Below are 19933 nucleotides of genomic sequence, written 5' to 3'. Positions count from 1 at the left end.
TTTTTATTTAAGGATGGCATTTTTCGTTGCTCTAATTTTTTTGCCTTTATTTATAGAAACTAGTTTTGTGATCTCCACACCAATAAAGAAAATTTGGGATGAATAATACACCCAAATTAAAATAATAATTAAAGAGCTAGCAGCGCCAAATATTGAATAATTAGGAAATTGTATCAGGTAAAATTCAATGAGAATTTTTCCGAAACTAAATAATAAAGAAGTGATTAATGCTCCTAACCACACATCGCGCCAATTTAATACTACATCCGGTAGAAACTTAAATATCATCGCAAATAATAATGTGAGAACAAAAAAAGAGATTAAGTGATTTATTATTAAATCCACTAAAATATTTGTACTCATATAATTTAAATATTTACTTAAGAGCGTGAAGCCAGTACTCAAAATTAAGAATGCTAATAATAAAAAAGCAATTCCTAAAACAATAACAAAAGAAAAAAAACGACTTTTTAATTTTACAAACCATCCTGCATCAGGATTTGTTTTGACACCCCATATCTCATTTAACCCCACTTGAATTTCAATAAAAACTCCTGAGGCAGTAAATAAGAGAACTATAAAGCTGACTACTCTTGTTAAAAAAGAAGGAGTTGAATGATTTCTATCTCGAATTATTTCTTGGATTTGTAAAGCAGGCTCTTTTCCTATTAAATTGCTTGCTTGAGCCAAAATTTGTTCGCGAGAAGTTTCTTCACCAAATATTGTTCCTACAATGAAAATACAAATTAATAAAATTGGAGCAAGGGAAAATAATGTATAGTAAGCAAGTGCTGCGGCTTTACTGGAAACCCTATCACGGCTCCAATTATTAAATAGTTCCTTTAAGAAATTCCAAGAGTTCATTAAAATCATTTTTTGTCCTTATAATTAGGAACTCTTTAATAGGCAGGCACGCAAATGTCTGTGCGCACGCTACTTATTTTTCAGCAGTACTTTCAGAAAGCTAAGTGTCCAGTTTGATCCAATTGCATATTTAAATCTATTTTTATTTTAATACTACATATAGCGAAGGAAAGCCAAACATTTTTAATCCATTTTAACGTATTCCCTTAAGCTCTAGGGTTCGTTTACAATTCTACTCTGTTGGCCAAAATGCTGCGACTTTAGAGCACCGAAACGGAGCATACACAAAGTATGTGAGTATCGGATCGCATAAAATAACAGCATTTTGGCCAAGATAGCGAAATTGTAACCAAACCCTGGTACTTCAAAGAGAAATATTTAAACTTTATTCGTATTGCGAGGTGCGCTGCTTTCACCAAGTGCTATTCCAGTGAGGACTCCTGAAAATATATCGAAATTTTGGGAATTTGATTTGGTATCAATTATGGGAAACAGGATATGTTGAAAAAAGCTAGCCCTTTTTTCAATTTCTTCAGCATAAATTTTTGCTACACGTTCGGGATCATTTTTAAACGCACCACAACCCCATGCACCGAAGATCGCATAAGGTCGTTCCTCAAGAATTAGTGTGTCCAATTGTGCTGCAATTCGTCGGCGCAAATTATCTTCATATGCTTTTAATACTTTAGGTTCTTGTGATTGTGATTCAGAAAAGTGTTCGGGAGCAGCCGATCTCAATTCATAAAAAGGAAAAATGCTTGATGCAGGAAGAAACAGGTAACTTAGATCAGGATTAGGCTCATATCCTCTTGATAGGTATTCATCTGCTGATGATGGGTCAAAATATAGTTCTTCGCCTCTAAAGCACACTCTGGGTTTTTTACTAAATAAGGTTTTATAAAGTTCATCAGAAGAAAAGACTCCGGGACAACGTTCTTTTAGAATAGTGATTTCCACCTCAGTCATTTTCTTCCTTGCCTCAACCAGCTTTCTTCCTTCCTCAGTATATAAAAATGAGTAGGTAGTTTTATCAAACTCAATCCATTTATCCATCAATGAAAGCGCACATGTGGTTCGATGCCACATATTTTCTTCTTGTGCATTTCCTCCTCCGAGTACGGATCCTCCGGGGTAGAGTGAATTCGCCATATTCAATACAGAATAAGGTTCACCATGTTCTTTCGTTGCCTCAAAAGTTGCAGATCCCCAATCTTTAGGTACAACTTCAACTTTCAAAGGAGCACTGGATTTTGTTTTTGCCCAACGTTTTAAATTATCTGTTGCGTGTTGTTGTAACTTTTTTTGTTCTTCAAGGTTTGTTATCACCTCTATAGTTTTTCCCATGCTTTTATAACGCCAACTGTAACCTGATAAGGCGCCACTTATTAACCCGGGTTTTTGTGCTCTGTGCGCTTCTTTCAAAGCGCTATAATATTCATTATTTGAGGCAACTCGTCTGAAAAATTTAACTCTCATAATTTAAATCCTAAATATATTTTTACCCTGAGTCATTTCCCAGTGTCGCCTTGTGAGCATCGCTTTATCTGCGAATCATAAGAGCGTGCCCTCTAATTTTTCTCTTGTGTAAAAATTTCTTCTTGAATAATGCCTAAAAGAGAAAAAAATTGATTCGCAAACAAATAATTGGGGGCATATATTTATCATAGTGTATATAAATTTGAATTCAAGAAGATAAGTAAGCTTCATTTTTTTCTCTGTTGAAAGATAAGAATATTCTGACTCATTCGTTAGGATTTACATCACTTAAGTGATATCAGCTTCTTCTTGTGGAGGAACTACAATTGCAAAGGGTTCGCTTGAACTGCCATCGATAATTTTATTCAATAACTTAACCCTTATTAAAACTCTCATCGTTTTGCTCTCCGCGGAGCATTTTGTTTCCTGCGGCTCCCGCTTACAATTTGCAACTTGATGTACTGTGTCTATAGGACTGGTATCGCTATCAATTACTTTTTGATGTTCTACATCGATAAGAGTTAGCTCCAGATGGCTGAGCTTCCATTCGTTTCCTTCAGAAGTATATCCCACACGTCGTTCATGAACTAAAGTAACTTTTTCTCCCCGTTTAAGTATGGTTTGGTATTCCCATATTGGGTTTTCTACAGTGAGTTCACTTTCAATAATATTGTTTCTTTGTTGAAATGCTTTTTCCATGTTGAGATAACCCCAGCCATAAGTTCTATTCCAGGCTGAACCCATAATTTTAGAATGTCCAGAATCTGCTGTACCTGCATCAGTCCAGGTATCTGCACTATTGATGAGTAGCGCTTTGATGGCCATAGGATTCTGAATCCCTGCATCTTGTAATAACAATGCCGAAGCACCTACATGCGGGGCTGCAGAACTGGTCCCTCCCATAAGACGATAGCCATCTTTGTAGTTCATTGCATTGGAATAGATAAAGCCATACACCTTGGGATCAGGGGCACAAGTCATAGTATCATGGCCAGGTGCAGTTAAATCCGGTTTACGTCTACCAAAAGGTGTAGGACCTCGGCTACTGGTGTCCTTAATATGGTGTTTACTTCTATCTGCAGTTTTTACAACGGTCTCATTTTCAGAAACAAGCGTATTCATATTGGCGACAGTAATCCCATTATAATTATCGCCCGGAACAGTTAGGGTGGAGGCAAAGGTAAATTGATGTGCGGGTTCTATATATCCTGCATTCCCGGCTGATTTTACCCAGAGAATTTTTTGAGCATTCACCACATAGTCTATAATTTTTGCAAGCCCACTCCACTCTGGACAAGCAGGGCAATTCAAATCCAGCCGTCCATTCCCCATGCTGTAATTAATAAGCGTAGGTTTAAGTTCAGAACGGTGCAACATCCAATCCAAAGTCTCCATAGTGCGCATGATACTTGATGGATCGGCTGTTTCCTCTCCTGCTAATCCAGAAATAATTGTAGAAACACCATAAGCCATACCTTTATACTTTTCATGATTACTGGCATAAATACAGGCTACACCGGTTGCATGCGGCTCTTTTACTCCATTAATGAGATTAGAATAGCCGGAACCAAGCTCTTGATGCGTTATTAATCGCTTAGTGGATAATGCGGGGTGCAAAGGATCTACGCCAGTATCGATTATACCGATAATTCCTTTTTGACCAGTATAACCATGATCCCACCAATTACTTACATTAGGGTAAAAAGATGAAGGTGCAAGTTTCAAAACTTGAGCAGTCACTTCCAGCTCCGATTGAGCGGCAAAATGTGAAGAAATTTGTGCTGCGGCATCAAAATTAGCAATTTGATAAAGTAAGTTACGATTCCTGGGAACTTGGATTGCTACTGCAGGCATGAACCCTACATCTTGAACGCGCACATCCTGAATTTTTTTTATTTCTTCTATAAACGATTCTTTTTCTGAAAGATTATGTAAAAAAACCAGAAGTGACAAAGGAGTTTGAGTAGAAGTTTTGGAATGTTTTAAAGTTTGGAAAACATCAGCATCAATAATAGCCCTAGCAGAAAGAATAGGACTTACCGTGAGTAAAATTATCGCCAGATAAAATCTTTTGAGTTTACGCCACATAAAGTGCCTCATTTATGAAGTCAATATAATGAACAATATTCACTTACCTAATAGCAAATATTGTTTTCAGGATAATTTTAAAGCAATGAATCAAAAGAAGAAAGCCGTCGTGTAAAAAAATTGCAATTAATACAATAATATAAACTTTTTTCTCCTTTTAAGCAGAGTTTTTGAAGAACGCCAAACGAGGGTTCCGCTTCTTATAAAACGATTATTTATAACTCTCAATCCGTCATTTCGAATGAGTCATTTGCTTAATAAAAAAACGTGTAAGTAAGAAGCCAATAATAATTCCTGCAAAATTTATCCAATAAAATGGCCATGAAAAAATTCCAAGCCCCACAATACTCGGTCCGGGACAAAGTCCGTTAATTCCCCAGCCCAAACCAAAAACAGCCGCGCCAAGAATAAGTTGCCAATCAATTTTTTCTTTTGTAGGTAACTCATAACAGTTGTTTAGTAAGGGCTTTGCCAACCATTTTCGCAACTGAAACAACAGGAAAGTAACCAATAAGGCTATAAAGAAAGTAACATATAAATTAATTTTAAATGTATCAGCCCCAATTTTTAGACCTGCAATAATAATATCTGGACTATACATACCCGTTAAAATTAAACCTAACCCAAAAATTAGGCCAGCGATTAATGAGATGAGAGGATTCATATTTTAACTCCTTAGTGTATTAGCCAGGATGTGATTATTGCAACCGGGAAAAAGATACTCACAGCAACTAGTGAACGTTTGCGTAAAAGTGATATTCCACATAGTCCATGTCCACTAGTACAACCATTCCCCAGATAAGTGCCTCCACCAACCAATATTCCCCCAAGCATCAATAGCTCATGATTTGTTTTAAAAACAGCAATAGGATTGGGGACTGTCTGAAGAAAATTAAAGAGAACTCCACTTAAGAATAATCCCGCAATAAATGAAATATTATCGATATTTGGCCTATAAGTTTCAAAGTTCCATGCACGAAAAAGTATACCACTACAACCAAGGACTCTACCTCGAACCAACAGCATTATTCCGGCAGCAATTCCAAGAAGGATCCCTCCTAGAATAACTTGTTTTTCAATTATCATAATGGCAGTCCTTTTTATATAAATTAGATAATCTTTTGATAATACATAAAAAATACGTATTCATGAAATGACTGCATTATCTTATGCAAAAGTGAAATAATTTTAATCAGTATCCTAATCGTAGGCAGGGCTGCAAAAGCACAATCAATTATTATTTTTCGACTTGAGCATGATTATCATTTTGGACGGGAACAAGTGGAACGCAAAAGTGTCCTATTGAATTCCCGCTTTTTTCAATCAAAGACAATCTTCAACATATTGAACTTCTTCGTGATTACCACTATAGATTAAGGTAATAACTTTACCATTTGATTCAAATCGAATGCCGCGATTATCTGGCTTTTCAAAAAGGGTTAGATAATGCCCCTTTGGATCATAATGATGCGGCTCTGTCGTTAATTTACCTTTATATAGAGCGCGTACCTGTGATTCAGTATCACCGATTTTTGCTCCCGTTGATGTGTGATAAGCAGGGGAAGTAATATTGATACGCACAATTTTATTACCCGAAATCATAAAAGATACATCATCAATTCCCTTTAATGTGACCAGGAAGCAGCTTTCATTTTCAGCTTGATTGGGATCAGGTTTAGTAGAATTAAATTTTTCCCCAGTGACATGTTCTGCTTGCTTGAGGGTCATATTCATCTTAATAGGACCCAAGCCATTGGGCGAAAGAGTCCATTTTATGCTGTCTCGAGCAAACGCATTATTCAATGAAATCATCAGAAAGAAGAATAAAAACAGTATGATGTGTTTCATAGATATTTCCTCCTGTGATGATTTATCTATATTATAGGCTAATCTCCTATTACTCCTTGATCGAAAATTCTAAAATAAATCAACCCAGAATTTATACATTAAAAGAATTAAATTGACACAATGGAGTTTTATTTGATATGTTACTCTGTGTAGATAAAATTTTAATCAAATATCACTATGAATCAGGGTAATACGAACAAAAGCAATAACTTTTCTGCAGTTTTCACTGCAAAGTTACCGCTATGCCATGATTCTTTACTTACAGCAAACTCCTCAGTAGATATTATTATTTTGCCCTCTTTACCCTAGAGCGGTCAGCTATTTCTTATTCCCGAACCTCTCTAGGGGTAAACATCGGGAGTTTGAAATAACTGAATATTAATGCTGGAGGGTATCGTGACTCAAACTAACTCGTTTAACCTAAAAAACAATTGCTTGCCCTTTGTTATGTGGTTTTTTCCATTATTGTTTTTTGCGCTTCAATTTATACTGCGTCTATGGCCAGGATTGATGATGCAGGAAATAATGAATCGATTTTCAATTGATGCAGCCAGTTTTGGCCTCTTAGCTGCATTTTATTATTATGGATATGCAGGAATGCAAATTCCCATGGCATTATTACTCGAAAAATTTGGAGCTCAAAAAGTAGTTTTTATCTTTGCGCTACTTTGTGGTTTAAGTGCCCTACTCTTTACCTCTACTCATAATTTTTATCTGGCCTTATTAAGCAGATTTTTAATCGGGGCCAGTTCGGCTGTTGGTTTTTTGGGCGTATCCAAAGTTATTTCTGAATGGTTTAGTGGCACCCAATATTCCCAAATGGTTGGATTTTCTTTCAGTGTTGGGCTTTTAGGAGCGGTCTATGGCGGCAAACCATTGACTCAATTGCTTTCGACCTACGGCAGTCAACGGATAGGGTTAGTGCTTGCACTATGCTCTATAAGCGTAGGTGTATTCGCTTATTTGGTCTTGCGTACACCCAAAAGTTTTAAAGCAAAAAAATCTAATGAGTTAAATCTATCTCATTTATCTGTTGTGTTCACCTCAAAATTATTATGGATTCTTGCCCTAGCCAATTTGTTAATGGTTGGTGCCCTTGAAGGGTTTGCTGATGTTTGGGGAGTATCCTTTTTAACTATTGCCTATGGTTTCGCTCAATCTGATGCAGCCCTGCTTGCCTCATTGATTTTTGTAGGTATGTTGTTTGGAGGACCCTTGCTTGCGTTTCTTAGTAAAAAAATAGGAGATTATACAGTTATAGGAATTTGTGGAATCGGATTAGCCTTAGCTTTTTTGGTGATTCTCTCTGGAAACGTAACCAATTGGTGGCTTCTTGGAACTTTATTCTTCACTATTGGGCTTATGTGTTGTTATCAAGTCATTGTATTTGCGGCAGGATCCGCTCTTGTTTCCAACAAACATTTAGGAATAACCATAGCCTTTTTAAATTGCATCAATATGCTTGGCGGATCATTTTTTCATACCTTAATAGGCAAAATAATGGATTGGTACTGGGAAGGGAACCTGGCTGCGAGCGGGGTAAAACAATACAGCCTTTCCTCCTATCATCATGCTTTGATGTTGATACCAGCCTGTGCTCTTTTGGGAACGGTACTCATTTATTTGATTCATAAACATATCAAGAGTCAGAAGAATCTAAAGTCGGCAGAACCGGCTGTGGTTACTGAGGCTTCAATGTGACACTACTTTGAAAGTTAAATGCACCCATTGAAGTAATGGGTGTTAATTAGAGTCCCTAATTGATTTGAGTTGCATTATAAACTCTTCTTCAATTTTATAATGAAGGCAATTGTTTTTTATTTTTTCAATATAACCCAATTCTTCTAATCTATTTAAAGCAGGGAGAATATCGGTAGACAATTCATAGCGAAATCGAGGCACAAACGAATTCAATATTGCCTCTTTTTCAACCACAAGAAACTCTCTTATATCCTTATTGCCTGGATGAGTCACATCATTTTTAATGATATTCATAAAATGAGAATAATCATTAAAAAGCTTATCCAAATCCAATATTTTTTTATTCTTTATATTTTTGGTATTTTTTCTATTATTCATGAATTTTTGTACATGCCATCCAGCTACAGCAGTAGTAAGACAACCCGTTAAAAAGCCAAATAAAAATGAGGTATTCATAGACATTGTTTCAATTAAATATTGATGGTACAAAAATAGGAACATCGATGAAATAAGTTGGTTAATTATATATCAAAAATTGATTAAAAGTAACAACACTTTTTTAAGATCGCAAACCATGTCCAAACCTTTGCAAAGAGGATCTCAGCTTGATTTTTCAATTGGGCATGAATAAAATACATCTAATTTGTTCTGTATGACACTCGTCTGCATGCATCATGAACACTATGCCAGAACTATTGCTTCACATAACTCATCAAAAGAGGATAATATGCAAAAAAAGTTCTTCATTTTTTCCATTCTGGTTCTCGTGGGCATGTTAACTGCCTGTGGTCCTATCTATAATACAGAATACAGTTTTATTCCCCCAAAATCAGATATCGCAAGAATGTGCACAGCCCAATGTATTCAAGGTAAAAATGATTGCGAACAAAGTTGTCGTGTGGATAATGACAATTGCCGTATGAGGGCACAACAAAACGCGATGTTTGAGTACAAGCAATATAAAGAAGAGCGCAAAAAAATGGGTTTACCGGTTAATAAATCCGTGAATGATTTTGATCGAGGCAGCAGCTGTACCAACTCATGTCGATGTGAACCTACCTATAGAGCATGTTATTCAGCGTGTGGCGGTGAAGTCCAAGAGCATAAAGTATGCGTTGCTTTCTGTGACAAGCGTCAATAAAAAATAAGGATTCTCAGGCTTAGGCTACCCGAAATACCCGAAAGCAAACCAGCAATTTTTAATTCAATAAATTGCTGGTTGCTTACTAAACAGCGCTATAAATAACTGGATCTTCGAGATTAATACGAATAGCATTAGATGAATCCTTGCTTGGTAGTCAAAAATGCTTGAAAAACTATCCCTGGCGAACCAAAAAATTATTGAACACCTAAAAACTGATTATCACATCGATACACTTAGGCTAACCTATCTCCCCATCGGTGCGGATATGAATGCTTCAGTATATAAAGCAGAAACAAAAAATCAGTCGTATTTTGTCAAGCTAAAAAAAGGTTATCATCATGATGTAGCGATTGATATTCTGGAGCTTTTATACGAAAACGGTATCCCGCAAATTATTAGACCCATCAACACAGTTGCAAATCAACCCATTTTGTATGCTGATGGATTTAGTCTCATTGTTTATCCTTTTATTCACGGGCAAAATGGTTTTAATCAGGCCTTGACAAAAGAACAATGGATTACACTTGGAAGCACTTTAAAGCAAATTCATGCAATCGATGTACCGGCACTTATTCAACAACAACTTCGACACGAATCGTATGCACCGAAATGGAGAAAGAGTGTACAAGCAATTTGGGAGCACATTGAAAAATCATCGGCCGTGGATGAGTACGCGTTCAAGCTGGTCTCATTCATGGGAACAAACCGTGAGGTGATTGTTAACTTAGTAGACCGCGCAGAACATCTCGCGCAAAAGATACAAAACGACTCCCCTCAATTGGTCTTATGTCATTCTGATATCCATGCTGGCAATATATTAATAAGTCCTCATCATTCTATCTACATTGTAGATTGGGATGAGCCGATAATGGCGCCAAAAGAGCGCGACCTGATGTTTATAGGCGGTGGAATCGCCAATGTTTGGAATGAACCCTATCAAGAAACTCTTTTCTATAGAGGCTATGGCGAAACGGAGATCAATAAAGCACTTTTAGCTTATTACCGATGTGAACGAATCGTAGAGGATATCGCTATTTATACTGAAGAGATTCTTTCTGTCTCATCGGAGTATGGAAATAAAGCTCAAGCTTACTCACACTTCATCAGTATGTTTGCAGCAAATGGAGTAGTAGATATTGCCTTAAACACTGCAGAAATATAACCAGTATATTTATTTTACAATTTAAAAAACCTTTGCCACACTTTATATGACCTGTTCACTTATGAGTACAGAATAATAATGAAAAAAATCATCCTTTATTTTTTAGCCTTCATTGGCACAATAGCCCTATTATTTCTTATCGCTCAATGGTTTTTTGGCAGAAGTGGCCAAACCATGTATGCAGGAAGTCCTATGCCAATGCAAGCGGCAGTTGGGAGGCCTGATTACGCTGTTGGCTCGATGGCAATGCAAGTTAAAAATCAGTCTAATGCAAGCCAGCCAGAAAATGTAATGCGCGGTATGATTATTCGTAACGCGAATATTTCCTTGCAAGTGGATAACATTAACTCAGCAATGGAAAAAATCTCTCAATTAGCGGAAAACTCAGGAGGTTACGTCGTAAGCTCCAATTTAATGCAAGATAATAATGATGCGAATAATACCACTGCAAATATCAGCATAAGAGTACCTGCCCAAGGTTTAAATAATGCATTAACTGCATTGAAATCATTAGCAACACAAGTTACCCAAGAATCAATAACGGGCGAAGACATTACGCAACAATTCGTCGATCTACAAAGCCAGCTTAACAACTTACAAACTGCTAAAGAGCAGCTTTCCAAAATTATGGCCAAAGCAAAAGAAACATCAGATGTTCTTAGTGTGTTCAAACAATTAAGTGATGTACAGGGACAAATTGATGTAATCCAAGGACAACTTAAATATTACAAAGAATCAGTGGCTTATTCATTAATCAATATTAACTTGAATATGAATCCAATAATTCAGACAGAGCAACAAAAACAATGGAAAATAACAGAAGCATTTATTGATTCCTATCATGCCTTAGTAGATCAATTACGTACTGTGACTTACGGCTTGATTGAATTTTTTGTGTATTTTTTACCGTTAATTGTGTTATGGATTTTTATCTGCCTGATTGTCTATTGGATAGGAAAAAAGATTTGGAATAGTTTAAACAAGAACTAACTCGTCTAATATTCAGGTTTGATGCTCTGATAAATCTGGATGCCGCGCACACGCCGCGGCACCTGGATTGTGATGAGTACAGTAGGATTATCTATATCTTGATCCCTACTTTTTACATACCAACCCTCTACTGTGGAAGTATTGATCCCTATCCTCCTGTCACGTGCCCCAACGCATTCGCTGCATTCAGTATGACTTACCCACTGTAGGAACAATGGATCATAGCCCTACAACAAACATCCCAAATGAATAAATAAGGTCTATTATTTTTTAATACATCAATTGAAAAGAGACTGCTCTGTGTTCTATTATTTAAAATCAAAACAATTTATTGCTTTTATCATAGCGGGAGCAATAGCGGTTACCGTAAACTTTTGTAGCAGAATCATCTATAGCTATTCATTCAGTTTTTCAACATCCATTCTCTTAGCCTATATTACTGGAATGGTTGTCTCGTTTATTCTTGTCAAATTCTTTGTATTTAAGACAAGCCAGCAGACATTAACTCGATCCATTATTTATTTTATTCTGATTAATTTAATTGGCATGTCGCAAACTTTGATTGTTAGCTTATTGTTTGCTCATTATTTTTTGCCTGCTATGGACATTAAATCTTTAGAAATAGCGCACGCAATTGGACTCGCCTCTCCTGCGTTTACCACTTATCTTGGACATAAGTATTTGACTTTTCGAGAAAAAATTTAGGGCCAACAACTCTCAATAGTACAATACTCCATTTATATTCCTGCCAATAAAAAATAGAGCCATAGGAATATTATCTATAATTTTTATGGATGTTCAGAGAAGCTCTTGGAATCAAGTATTTTCATAACTTGTGCATGGCACTGTTTTAGTAGCGGCATCTTTAAAAAAGTTCATACGTTTATGCAACAAACTTTTAGCCCTATACACCAGATAAAGAGTATATCGAGGCGCTGTTTGTGGATAATGCAACTGAGCAATCGATTTATCTTCCAAGTAAGGTAATATATAAGACTTTGGCAAACAGGCTACTCCGTACCCATTTCTTACCGACCGAATTAATCCCATTACATCAACAAATGTAAGAGAAGGATCAATGGCATTAGGAGATATATCCAGTGCAAGCTCAGCATACCTTTTAATAAAAGGCATCGCATCCTCATAAACAAGCCACCTCATGGATTTAAGGCTTTTGTTAAAAGCAGCTTCGCTCGTTTTATCTAGGTACTTCTCCCAGCGCTCTGTTCCAACAAACACAAGTTCATCATCAAATAATTTAATAAATTCTAGATTAGGATTGTCATACTTAACCGAGGTAATACCAAAATCAATGGTATTATCTTGTAAGTCATTAATAATCATTGAATCGTTAGAGATGTAATTAACTTTTAATTTAATTCCATGCTCAAGACATACACCGATCGTTTTAATTAACAGATTTTCAGCAAATTCATTGATACAGCTTATATGTATCTCCCCTCTCATTGAATTTGTATATTTTGAGAAATTATCTATTACCCCTCTAATTTTATCGAAAGGTTCTGAAATTAAAGTAAAAAGCTTCTTAGCAGTCTGAGTCGGTATAATACATTTGGCATTTCGTTCAAAGAGCCTTTCCCCCAGATAAACTTCTAAGTTCTTAATGTGAAGTGAGACCGCAGCTTGTGTTATATTTAGCCTTTTAGCCGCTTTAGAAAAGGAGCCTAATTCATAAGCAAAAATAAAAGATTCTAGATTATTGTAAAAATTCATTTTCTTTTCTGTCTTCCTAAACTTACTCTTAAAAAATAGATCCAAACCTCTATTCATGAAGAATAAAATATATACTTATTGCATTATATCAATACATGATTAACATTTTATTAACCACATGCTGTAAGGAGTAGACGCTGCTTCATTAAGATATTTTCTCGATTACATGCAAATCATTTTCATGACCTATACTTATTGAATAGCAATAGAGAACCGTTGTGAGATTGAAAAATGGAAAACTCATGGAAAGATCAGTTGGATCAAGAACTAATAAAACAATTAGGCCGTAAAAAAGGAAAAAAATTTTCCGAAAAATACCTCCCATCACTATCAATGAGTTATTGTGAACAACATACTGTTGAGGAAGCAATCACCGACCTCATGCAAATTGAGAAGCTTTCCTTGCAGGACCCATTAACAATTGTTTTTTTCGAATCACCACGCGGCGAATATCCATTACATATTAAATTGTATCGATATGGCAGACCAATTCCTCTGTCCGATATCCTGCCTATGATTGAAAATATGGGTTTAAGGACATACACAGAAAGACCGTATAAAATTTCCATCGCACCCAATCAATTTGTTTGGATCAGTGATTTTAATGTTACCTATGCCCACTCCAATCTACTCACCCTCGATCAAGTAAAAAATATTTTTAACGAAGCCCTAATAAAAATAAGTATTGGAATTTGTGAGAATGATGGGTTTAATAAACTGGTTTTAGGCGCAGGATTATCCTGGCGAGAGATTGTTATTATTCGAGCTTATGCCAAATACATGCAACAAATTGGATTTCGCTTTAGCCAACAATACATTGAAAAAACCATTTCCACATATGCCGTAATTGCCAAAAAATTAATTCAACTTTTTTATTTAAAATTTGGTCTAAAACAAAATACCACAAATAAAAATAAAAAGGCCGAACTGGAAAAAGAAATTCGAACCGATATCGATGCCATTACCAGCTTAGATGAAGATCACATTATCCGTTTTTTCTGGTCTTTAATCAAAGCGACACTACGTACCAATTACTTTCAGTTAGGTTCCGAAGGCCAGCATAAAGACTATTTGTCATTTAAACTCAACTCAGCGAAAGTGCCTGATTTACCTCCCGGACAACCCATGTACGAAATTTTTGTTTATTCAACACGATTTGAAGGCATACATTTACGCAGTGCTAAAGTAGCTCGTGGGGGTCTTCGCTGGTCTGACCGTCCCGAGGATTTTCGTACAGAAGTGCTTGGTTTGATGAAAGCTCAAAAAGTAAAAAACTCTGTGATTGTACCTTCTGGAGCTAAAGGAGGTTTTATTTTAAAAAAAGCAATCAATGCACTCGATCGAGAACAGATAAAACAAGAAGTCATTTACTGTTATCAATCATTTATACGAGGATTACTCGATCTGACAGATAATCTTGAAGATGACCGAGTTGTTTCACCCAAAAACACGGTTTGTTATGACGGTGCAGATCCTTATCTTGTAGTAGCAGCAGACAAAGGAACAGCAACTTTTTCTGATATTGCAAATGGTATTGCTAAAGAATACAACTTCTGGCTTGGAGACGCTTTTGCTTCCGGAGGATCTGCAGGCTATGATCATAAAAAAATGGGGATTACTGCTCGCGGCGCATGGGAGTCTGTTAAACGGCATTTCCGCGAATTGGATATTCGCATAGAGGAGCAGGACTTTACTGTTGTTGGTATTGGGGATATGAGTGGTGATGTATTTGGTAACGGACTGACTTACACCAGTCATTCTCTTTTGCTTGCTGCATTTGATCATCGCCATATATTTCTTGATCCCAATCCTAACGGCCCCAAAACCTTTGCAGAGCGTCAACGTTTATTTAATTTGCCCACCTCATCATGGGAAGACTTCAATCCTCGATTAATTTCCAAAGGTGGAGGAATTTATCCACGTTCAAGCAAATCCATTTCCATCACCCCTGAAGTGAAAAAAGCACTTTCGATTACAGCTGATTCATTAACACCTAATGAGCTGATTCAGGAAATCTTAAAAGCACCCGTTGATTTATTATTTAATGGGGGTATTGGTACTTATGTAAAAGCGTCAACTCAATCACATGCGGATGTTGGCGACAAAACGAATGAATTTTGTCGGGTTAATGGTAATGAATTACGCTGCAAAATTGTAGGCGAAGGAGGCAATCTCGGTTTTACTCAACTTGGGAGAGTGGAGTTTGCGCTTCAAGGCGGCTTGATTAATACTGATTCAATTGATAACTCAGCAGGGGTAAATTGCTCTGACCATGAAGTTAATATCAAAATTTTGCTGAATAAGGAAATGCTTCAGGGAATACTGACTGAGAAAAAACGCAATCAATTGCTAACAAAAATGACGGAACAAGTTGCAGAGCTCGTTTTACAAGATAATTACAATCAAGCATTGGTTTTGAGTTTTTCTGCTACGAATGCATTAGCTTATAGTGGTTTATATCAGGCATACATTAAAGAACTGGAAGGAGTGGTGCACTTAGACAGAAGTGTTGAGTTTCTTCCTGATGAGAAACATCTTTTGGATCGTAAAGCTGCAGGCCAAGCTCTGACTCGACCCGAATTGTCCATTATTATGGCCTATACAAAAATTTATATTACGGGTGAATTATTAAAATCTGATTTACCGGATGATCCCTATTTTGCAACCATACTCGAGACGGGATTTCCTTCAATGCTGATAAAATCTTATGCCAAAGCCATGCAAACACATCGTTTGCGACGTGAGATTATCGCAACACAACTGAGCAATCAGATTGTTAATAGTATGGGCATTACGTTCATGTACCGCTTGCAAGTTGAGACTGGACAAACAATAGCAGATATTGCTCGTGCTTATATTATTGCTGCAAAAGCCTATCGAATTGACGACTTACATCGATTGATTGATTCACTTAATTATAAAGTAACAGTACACACTCAATATGAGTTACTACACCACGTCAGACAATTAATGAATTTAGCAACTCGGTGGTTCTTACATCATAAACGTCTAGCCGGTGGAATTACCAATAATATTGCTCATTACAGTCAATCTATAGCGAAACTTGAAAAATCAATTCCTGATTTAATGGCGGGTGTCACTAAAGAATATCTTAATCAAATTGTGATTCAGTTTGTAGATATTGGTTTGCCTGAAGAGGCTGCAAAAAAAATCGCTGCTACGCGTGCTATGTATACTGTATTAAATGTAGTGGAAGTAGCAACACAAAATAAATTTGACTTAGGCAAAACCGCTGAAGTTTATTTTAAAGTAGGCAGTAAATTCAGTCTGGTCTGGTTCCGTGATCAAATTGGTAATGATTCTCGTGAAGGCCACTGGAATAGTCTGGCACGATTGTCTTTACGTGATGAACTCGATAATTTGCAACGGCGTCTGACCATCGTCATTTTAATGAATAATCAAAAAACACTAAACTCGGATGAGCTCATTGCCTATTGGTTCGAAAAAAACCCTTTTATCCACCAACGATGGGAAAAATTACTGGAAATGCTGCTTGGTAGTTCAAGTATTGATTACACAATTTTCTTCATTGCTCTGCGCGAATTATCAACCCTAATCACTGTAGAGTAATAGAAAAATCTCATACAAAAATCATAACCCGAGTGTCCATAAGAGCTCGGGATTTCTCTTTGACACCACACAAATTCATTCACATACCCTCATTTTCATATACAAGCAGAGCTCATTGTTTTTTTATATCTGTTGATGATACTGTGATTGTGAAGTCAATCGATGAAATTAAATGGAGGGTTTAAATTATGGATGAAGAATACCGAAAATATGCCAAATCAAAAATTACAAATGCTAAATATCTAGAACGTAAACATGCTGCAAAAAAAATAATAATCGATGAATACACACAAGGGATCAATGCATTTTTACGAATCATCAATAAGACACCAGCTGACTTTCATGATCTCACCAATGCCTATTATGATCTGGCGACTTTCTATTTTAATAAAACGGAATATGTAAAAGCAGGGCAATGTTACCTGGATGCTATAAAACAACTTCTGCATACTGAATTAAATGATGAAAGTTATAGAAAATTAACCGAACTGTATATTGATTTAGCCGATGCCTGTTATGAGTCGGTCAATCAACTTGGAGGAGATGAAGCAATGTCAAATGCCATAAAAGCATTTGGACTGATAAAAAACAAAACTATTGATGAACAGCGAATCGGTGATCCGGCAATTAACTTCCAACAATTTCATGCATACTATGAAAAGAAACTCTCAACAAAGTCATATCTTGCTTCATCTAAATTTGCAAATCACGAGCATCTGCTTGCTGAAGGACAATTTGCAAGGCAGGAACAGTCCCTCTTTGAACAATTTGGAGCAATATCCATTAGTGAAATGCAGCAAATTGATCACAGTATAGAAAGTATGTTAAACCAACTTTCTTTATCAGCAGATAAACATCCCTTTAACCCTGTTTTAATCAATGAAACCCCTAGTGATAGCGCTTATCGTAATATGGCAATGCAACTTTTAGCGCTCGCCAAATCCCATGTTCAAAACAAACGGATAACAGATACCATTGAAACATATAAACACGCCATTAGAACACTACAAACGATCAAAGTACCCCAAAAAAGTGACCATGAAATAATTCAACATTTGCAAGGACAGGTAGAGTATCTACGGAAGAAACCGGGTATCCAAGAAACACAGTTTTCTTTTACAACTCCCTCTTCGCTTCAAGAAAGTCAAAGATCAGTGTCAGCCACCCAGTCAGGAAGAGGTTTTTTTGCTCAATCCTTACATGAGGAGTCAAAGGAAGACAATTCTATGGAGTTTGATAAGGATTTTGAAATGGATGTTGATGGCAATGGAATGAACATGTAAAACTCCTCAACTCTGTTTTTTTACAATCGGATACCTCCTTGATCCATTCAAGCGTGATTATAAATTAAGCCGGTAACAGGCTTAATTTATATCTCAGCACCACAATACATCAAATCGATGAGTGACGAAGACACCGGGTTGATCGTATTTTACACAATTTGCGTACGTTGTTTAAGCGTTCTTTAAATCCTTGTTGGTACCATGAACACCATAGTCCAACAATCGACGGAGAGAACAATGAAAATTACTTCATTTGTAAATCAACTTAAAGCTAAGAATTTTGACTTTATAACAAAGATAGGAACTCATGGTACAAAAGATACCTATCTGGATTACCAAATAAAAAAATATCATGACCGATTTAATTTTAAATTACTTCCTGTTCTCCAGCAGTTTTCCCTGGATAATATTTCAAATACCGAAACAATTATTGCGCTTTATAATTTTATCAAACATAACCGTGGTGAATTAATTGAAATTTATAAATACGCAAGCCGCCAAGCGTCTCTTACAACCTCTAATTCTACTAAAGAACACTACCAAGCTATAAGGGATGAAGCATTTATGCTCTTAAGACAAGGTAGAAAATTCAATGTATGGGCAGAGAGCATTATCGTTAAAGAAAGTTTTGACAAGATACCGCATCTCTTATCAAGGGACATTTCTAATCAAGAAAAATCAAAAGCCCGCCCATATTTCATCGCAGAAGACTCCATTTTTGATGTAAACCGAGATGTAGATGCTTTGTTAAAGCAAAAAGGGTTAGCATTACCAGAAAGATTGGAAAAAGAACACTTAGATCCCCAACATCGTCCATGGGGTACTTTGTACCCAACTGTCCGAAACGCACTGGAGCCCATTCATGATGAGTGGGCAAAACAGCAACCAAAACGCGAAGATTTGACCGTAGAAGTTGAGTTTAATGAAGCCAAAAAATCTCAAGCAAATATTAATAATTATTATTTTTCTTATGAAGAATCACTCTCCCATATGCTCACCGCAAATATCAAAAATGAACTTTGCCTTGGCGGAACAACGGAGCCGCTTTCAACCGGTAAAAAGCGATATATTTTCGTTATGGATACGCAGGGGAATTTATTTGTACACGAAGACAATCAATCTAAAGATGGAAAACGCATTGGTCATCCTGCATTTACTCGTGGGAAAGCTGTTGCCTGTGCTGGAGAAATTTCTGTTCAAAATGGCAAGATCACTGAAATTACCAATGCCAGCGGCCATTACAGACCAGGAGGATATAGCCTGCACAGAGTAGTAGAAGCATTGCATGAGCGTAATGTTTTGGCTAAAGACTGTCTTATTGAGGATATTCAAGGCGAGTTCTTCATGGAAAAACAAGAACTCGATACCTATGATGATACGATGCGCACGATTAAAAAGAAAAGGCTGACTTGGGAACAATATTCTGCTTGCTATGCAGAAAAGGTAAAAGAATTTCCACCTATCCAGACAATGGATTTATCCGAGAAACCTAATCCTCTGCCTTTCGTCCAAGGGTTAAAAGCGATACACCAGCATTTGCATGCTCTGGGGAAGGAAACATCTTTATTAAGTAAAACTAAAGGTAAAGATTATTATCAACGTCGTGATTCCTTTAAAAAAGTATTGGATGCATTATCCAGCGGAGATCACAAGAAAATTTTTGATTGTATTGATACTGAATGCATCACGTTTCAAAATTCATCTACACGAGATAAATATGTTATTTTACTGATTGATCTTAAAACACAATTAGTAAACTCCCAGAAGTATTCTGTCGACATTTTGGACAATCAATACATTGTTCGTAAAATCGAAAGTTATTGCAAGATGTATCAACAACTTGCCAAATGCACCTCGGCTTCCCGCGCTTATTCAGAGAAACATTCATTTTTCTCAAACAATAGTGAACTTCATGCAAACCTAGATGATGCAAAGAATGGCTATAAATTTCAAAGACAAGAAATTGATAAGGAATTTAGAAAAGAATTCCCAAAAGCAGATGAAATGCAAGAAATTGAGTCTACTAACAGTTATCATTTCTAAAGTTTCCAT

16 protein-coding genes are annotated in these 19933 nt (G+C 36.4%); 8 read left to right on the top strand and 8 right to left on the bottom strand.

Annotation, left to right across the window (positions count from 1 at the left end; translation table 11 throughout):
• Nucleotides 1–3 precede the first annotated feature (3 nt).
• The 6 genes from FOLKNPGA_RS05260 to FOLKNPGA_RS05235 form a co-directional block, all read right to left on the bottom strand.
• Nucleotides 4–873, bottom strand: coding sequence for a YihY/virulence factor BrkB family protein (locus FOLKNPGA_RS05260; protein ID WP_182352004.1), 870 nt, complete (start codon nucleotides 871–873; stop codon nucleotides 4–6).
• A 369-nt stretch (nucleotides 874–1242) separates the two neighbouring features.
• Complete coding sequence (locus FOLKNPGA_RS05255; protein WP_182352003.1) at nucleotides 1243–2340, bottom strand: poly(ADP-ribose) glycohydrolase domain-containing protein; 1098 nt, start codon at nucleotides 2338–2340, stop codon at nucleotides 1243–1245.
• Nucleotides 2341–2628: 288 nt separating this feature from the next.
• The gene (locus FOLKNPGA_RS05250) at nucleotides 2629–4428 is read right to left on the bottom strand and encodes a S8 family serine peptidase (protein WP_182352002.1); all 1800 of its coding nucleotides are present in this window, start codon (nucleotides 4426–4428) and stop codon (nucleotides 2629–2631) included.
• A gap of 232 nt (nucleotides 4429–4660) precedes the next feature.
• Nucleotides 4661–5092 (bottom strand): DUF6691 family protein, encoded by a 432-nt coding sequence (locus FOLKNPGA_RS05245; RefSeq protein WP_182352001.1) that lies wholly within the window; start codon nucleotides 5090–5092, stop codon nucleotides 4661–4663.
• 11 nt (nucleotides 5093–5103) lie between these two features.
• Nucleotides 5104–5514, bottom strand: coding sequence for a YeeE/YedE family protein (locus FOLKNPGA_RS05240; protein WP_182352000.1), 411 nt, complete (start codon nucleotides 5512–5514; stop codon nucleotides 5104–5106).
• 237 nt (nucleotides 5515–5751) lie between these two features.
• Nucleotides 5752–6276, bottom strand: a complete 525-nt coding sequence (locus FOLKNPGA_RS05235; protein WP_182351999.1) for a hypothetical protein — start codon at nucleotides 6274–6276, stop codon at nucleotides 5752–5754.
• A 381-nt stretch (nucleotides 6277–6657) separates the two neighbouring features.
• Between FOLKNPGA_RS05235 and FOLKNPGA_RS05230 the strand changes: the two genes are divergently transcribed.
• A complete protein-coding gene (locus FOLKNPGA_RS05230; protein ID WP_370529186.1) occupies nucleotides 6658–7977 on the top strand; it encodes an MFS transporter in 1320 nt (439 codons plus the stop codon).
• Nucleotides 7978–8019: 42 nt separating this feature from the next.
• On the opposite strand, the gene FOLKNPGA_RS05225 is transcribed toward FOLKNPGA_RS05230, so the two are convergent.
• Nucleotides 8020–8433: a hypothetical protein gene (locus FOLKNPGA_RS05225; protein ID WP_182351998.1), complete on the bottom strand. Its 414-nt coding sequence runs from the start codon at nucleotides 8431–8433 to the stop codon at nucleotides 8020–8022.
• A 271-nt stretch (nucleotides 8434–8704) separates the two neighbouring features.
• Between FOLKNPGA_RS05225 and FOLKNPGA_RS05220 the strand changes: the two genes are divergently transcribed.
• The 4 genes from FOLKNPGA_RS05220 (at nucleotide 8705) to FOLKNPGA_RS05205 (ending at nucleotide 11978) form a co-directional block, all read left to right on the top strand.
• Entirely contained in the window at nucleotides 8705–9118 is a 414-nt protein-coding gene (locus FOLKNPGA_RS05220) for a hypothetical protein (protein ID WP_182351997.1), read from the top strand.
• A 163-nt stretch (nucleotides 9119–9281) separates the two neighbouring features.
• Nucleotides 9282–10283: an aminoglycoside phosphotransferase family protein gene (locus tag FOLKNPGA_RS05215; RefSeq protein ID WP_182351996.1), complete on the top strand. Its 1002-nt coding sequence runs from the start codon at nucleotides 9282–9284 to the stop codon at nucleotides 10281–10283.
• A gap of 78 nt (nucleotides 10284–10361) precedes the next feature.
• Nucleotides 10362–11273, top strand: a complete 912-nt coding sequence (locus FOLKNPGA_RS05210) for a DUF4349 domain-containing protein (RefSeq protein WP_182351995.1) — start codon at nucleotides 10362–10364, stop codon at nucleotides 11271–11273.
• A gap of 300 nt (nucleotides 11274–11573) precedes the next feature.
• Nucleotides 11574–11978, top strand: coding sequence for a GtrA family protein (locus FOLKNPGA_RS05205; protein WP_182351994.1), 405 nt, complete (start codon nucleotides 11574–11576; stop codon nucleotides 11976–11978).
• Between the two features lie 111 nt (nucleotides 11979–12089).
• On the opposite strand, the gene FOLKNPGA_RS05200 is transcribed toward FOLKNPGA_RS05205, so the two are convergent.
• A complete protein-coding gene (locus tag FOLKNPGA_RS05200) occupies nucleotides 12090–13007 on the bottom strand; it encodes a LysR family transcriptional regulator (protein WP_182351993.1) in 918 nt (305 codons plus the stop codon).
• A 231-nt stretch (nucleotides 13008–13238) separates the two neighbouring features.
• On the opposite strand from FOLKNPGA_RS05200, the gene FOLKNPGA_RS05195 reads away from it, so the two are divergent.
• The 3 genes from FOLKNPGA_RS05195 (at nucleotide 13239) to FOLKNPGA_RS05185 (ending at nucleotide 19924) form a co-directional block, all read left to right on the top strand.
• Nucleotides 13239–16598 carry an NAD-glutamate dehydrogenase domain-containing protein gene (locus tag FOLKNPGA_RS05195; protein ID WP_182351992.1) on the top strand — a complete coding sequence of 1120 codons (3360 nt, stop codon included), beginning with the start codon at nucleotides 13239–13241 and terminating at the stop codon, nucleotides 16596–16598.
• Between the two features lie 188 nt (nucleotides 16599–16786).
• Nucleotides 16787–17881, top strand: coding sequence for a hypothetical protein (locus FOLKNPGA_RS05190; protein ID WP_232890692.1), 1095 nt, complete (start codon nucleotides 16787–16789; stop codon nucleotides 17879–17881).
• Nucleotides 17882–18118: 237 nt separating this feature from the next.
• Entirely contained in the window at nucleotides 18119–19924 is a 1806-nt protein-coding gene (locus tag FOLKNPGA_RS05185) for a hypothetical protein (RefSeq protein WP_182351991.1), read from the top strand.
• The last annotated feature ends 9 nt before the right edge of the window (nucleotides 19925–19933 follow it).

The organism is Legionella sp. PC1000, from assembly GCF_014109805.1.
Taxonomy (GTDB): domain Bacteria; phylum Pseudomonadota; class Gammaproteobacteria; order Legionellales; family Legionellaceae; genus Legionella; species Legionella resiliens.
The sequence above is the reverse complement of the archived record's forward strand: the minus strand, read 5'-3'. Positions and strand labels throughout refer to the sequence as shown.

What these genes read in the sequence shown, in the direction of transcription:
- FOLKNPGA_RS05195 (WP_182351992.1), top strand. Translation starts at nt 13,239, where the DNA reads ATGGAAAACTCATGGAAAGATCAGTTGGATCAAGAACTAATAAAACAA.
- FOLKNPGA_RS05240 (WP_182352000.1), bottom strand. Translation starts at nt 5,514, where the DNA reads ATGATAATTGAAAAACAAGTTATTCTAGGAGGGATCCTTCTTGGAATT.
- FOLKNPGA_RS05225 (WP_182351998.1), bottom strand. Translation starts at nt 8,433, where the DNA reads ATGAATACCTCATTTTTATTTGGCTTTTTAACGGGTTGTCTTACTACT.
- FOLKNPGA_RS05200 (WP_182351993.1), bottom strand. Translation starts at nt 13,007, where the DNA reads ATGAATTTTTACAATAATCTAGAATCTTTTATTTTTGCTTATGAATTA.
- FOLKNPGA_RS05245 (WP_182352001.1), bottom strand. Translation starts at nt 5,092, where the DNA reads ATGAATCCTCTCATCTCATTAATCGCTGGCCTAATTTTTGGGTTAGGT.
- FOLKNPGA_RS05235 (WP_182351999.1), bottom strand. Translation starts at nt 6,276, where the DNA reads ATGAAACACATCATACTGTTTTTATTCTTCTTTCTGATGATTTCATTG.
- FOLKNPGA_RS05220 (WP_182351997.1), top strand. Translation starts at nt 8,705, where the DNA reads ATGCAAAAAAAGTTCTTCATTTTTTCCATTCTGGTTCTCGTGGGCATG.
- FOLKNPGA_RS05215 (WP_182351996.1), top strand. Translation starts at nt 9,282, where the DNA reads ATGCTTGAAAAACTATCCCTGGCGAACCAAAAAATTATTGAACACCTA.
- FOLKNPGA_RS05210 (WP_182351995.1), top strand. Translation starts at nt 10,362, where the DNA reads ATGAAAAAAATCATCCTTTATTTTTTAGCCTTCATTGGCACAATAGCC.
- FOLKNPGA_RS05190 (WP_232890692.1), top strand. Translation starts at nt 16,787, where the DNA reads ATGGATGAAGAATACCGAAAATATGCCAAATCAAAAATTACAAATGCT.
- FOLKNPGA_RS05230 (WP_370529186.1), top strand. Translation starts at nt 6,658, where the DNA reads ATGCTGGAGGGTATCGTGACTCAAACTAACTCGTTTAACCTAAAAAAC.
- FOLKNPGA_RS05185 (WP_182351991.1), top strand. Translation starts at nt 18,119, where the DNA reads ATGAAAATTACTTCATTTGTAAATCAACTTAAAGCTAAGAATTTTGAC.
- FOLKNPGA_RS05260 (WP_182352004.1), bottom strand. Translation starts at nt 873, where the DNA reads ATGATTTTAATGAACTCTTGGAATTTCTTAAAGGAACTATTTAATAAT.
- FOLKNPGA_RS05250 (WP_182352002.1), bottom strand. Translation starts at nt 4,428, where the DNA reads ATGTGGCGTAAACTCAAAAGATTTTATCTGGCGATAATTTTACTCACG.
- FOLKNPGA_RS05255 (WP_182352003.1), bottom strand. Translation starts at nt 2,340, where the DNA reads ATGAGAGTTAAATTTTTCAGACGAGTTGCCTCAAATAATGAATATTAT.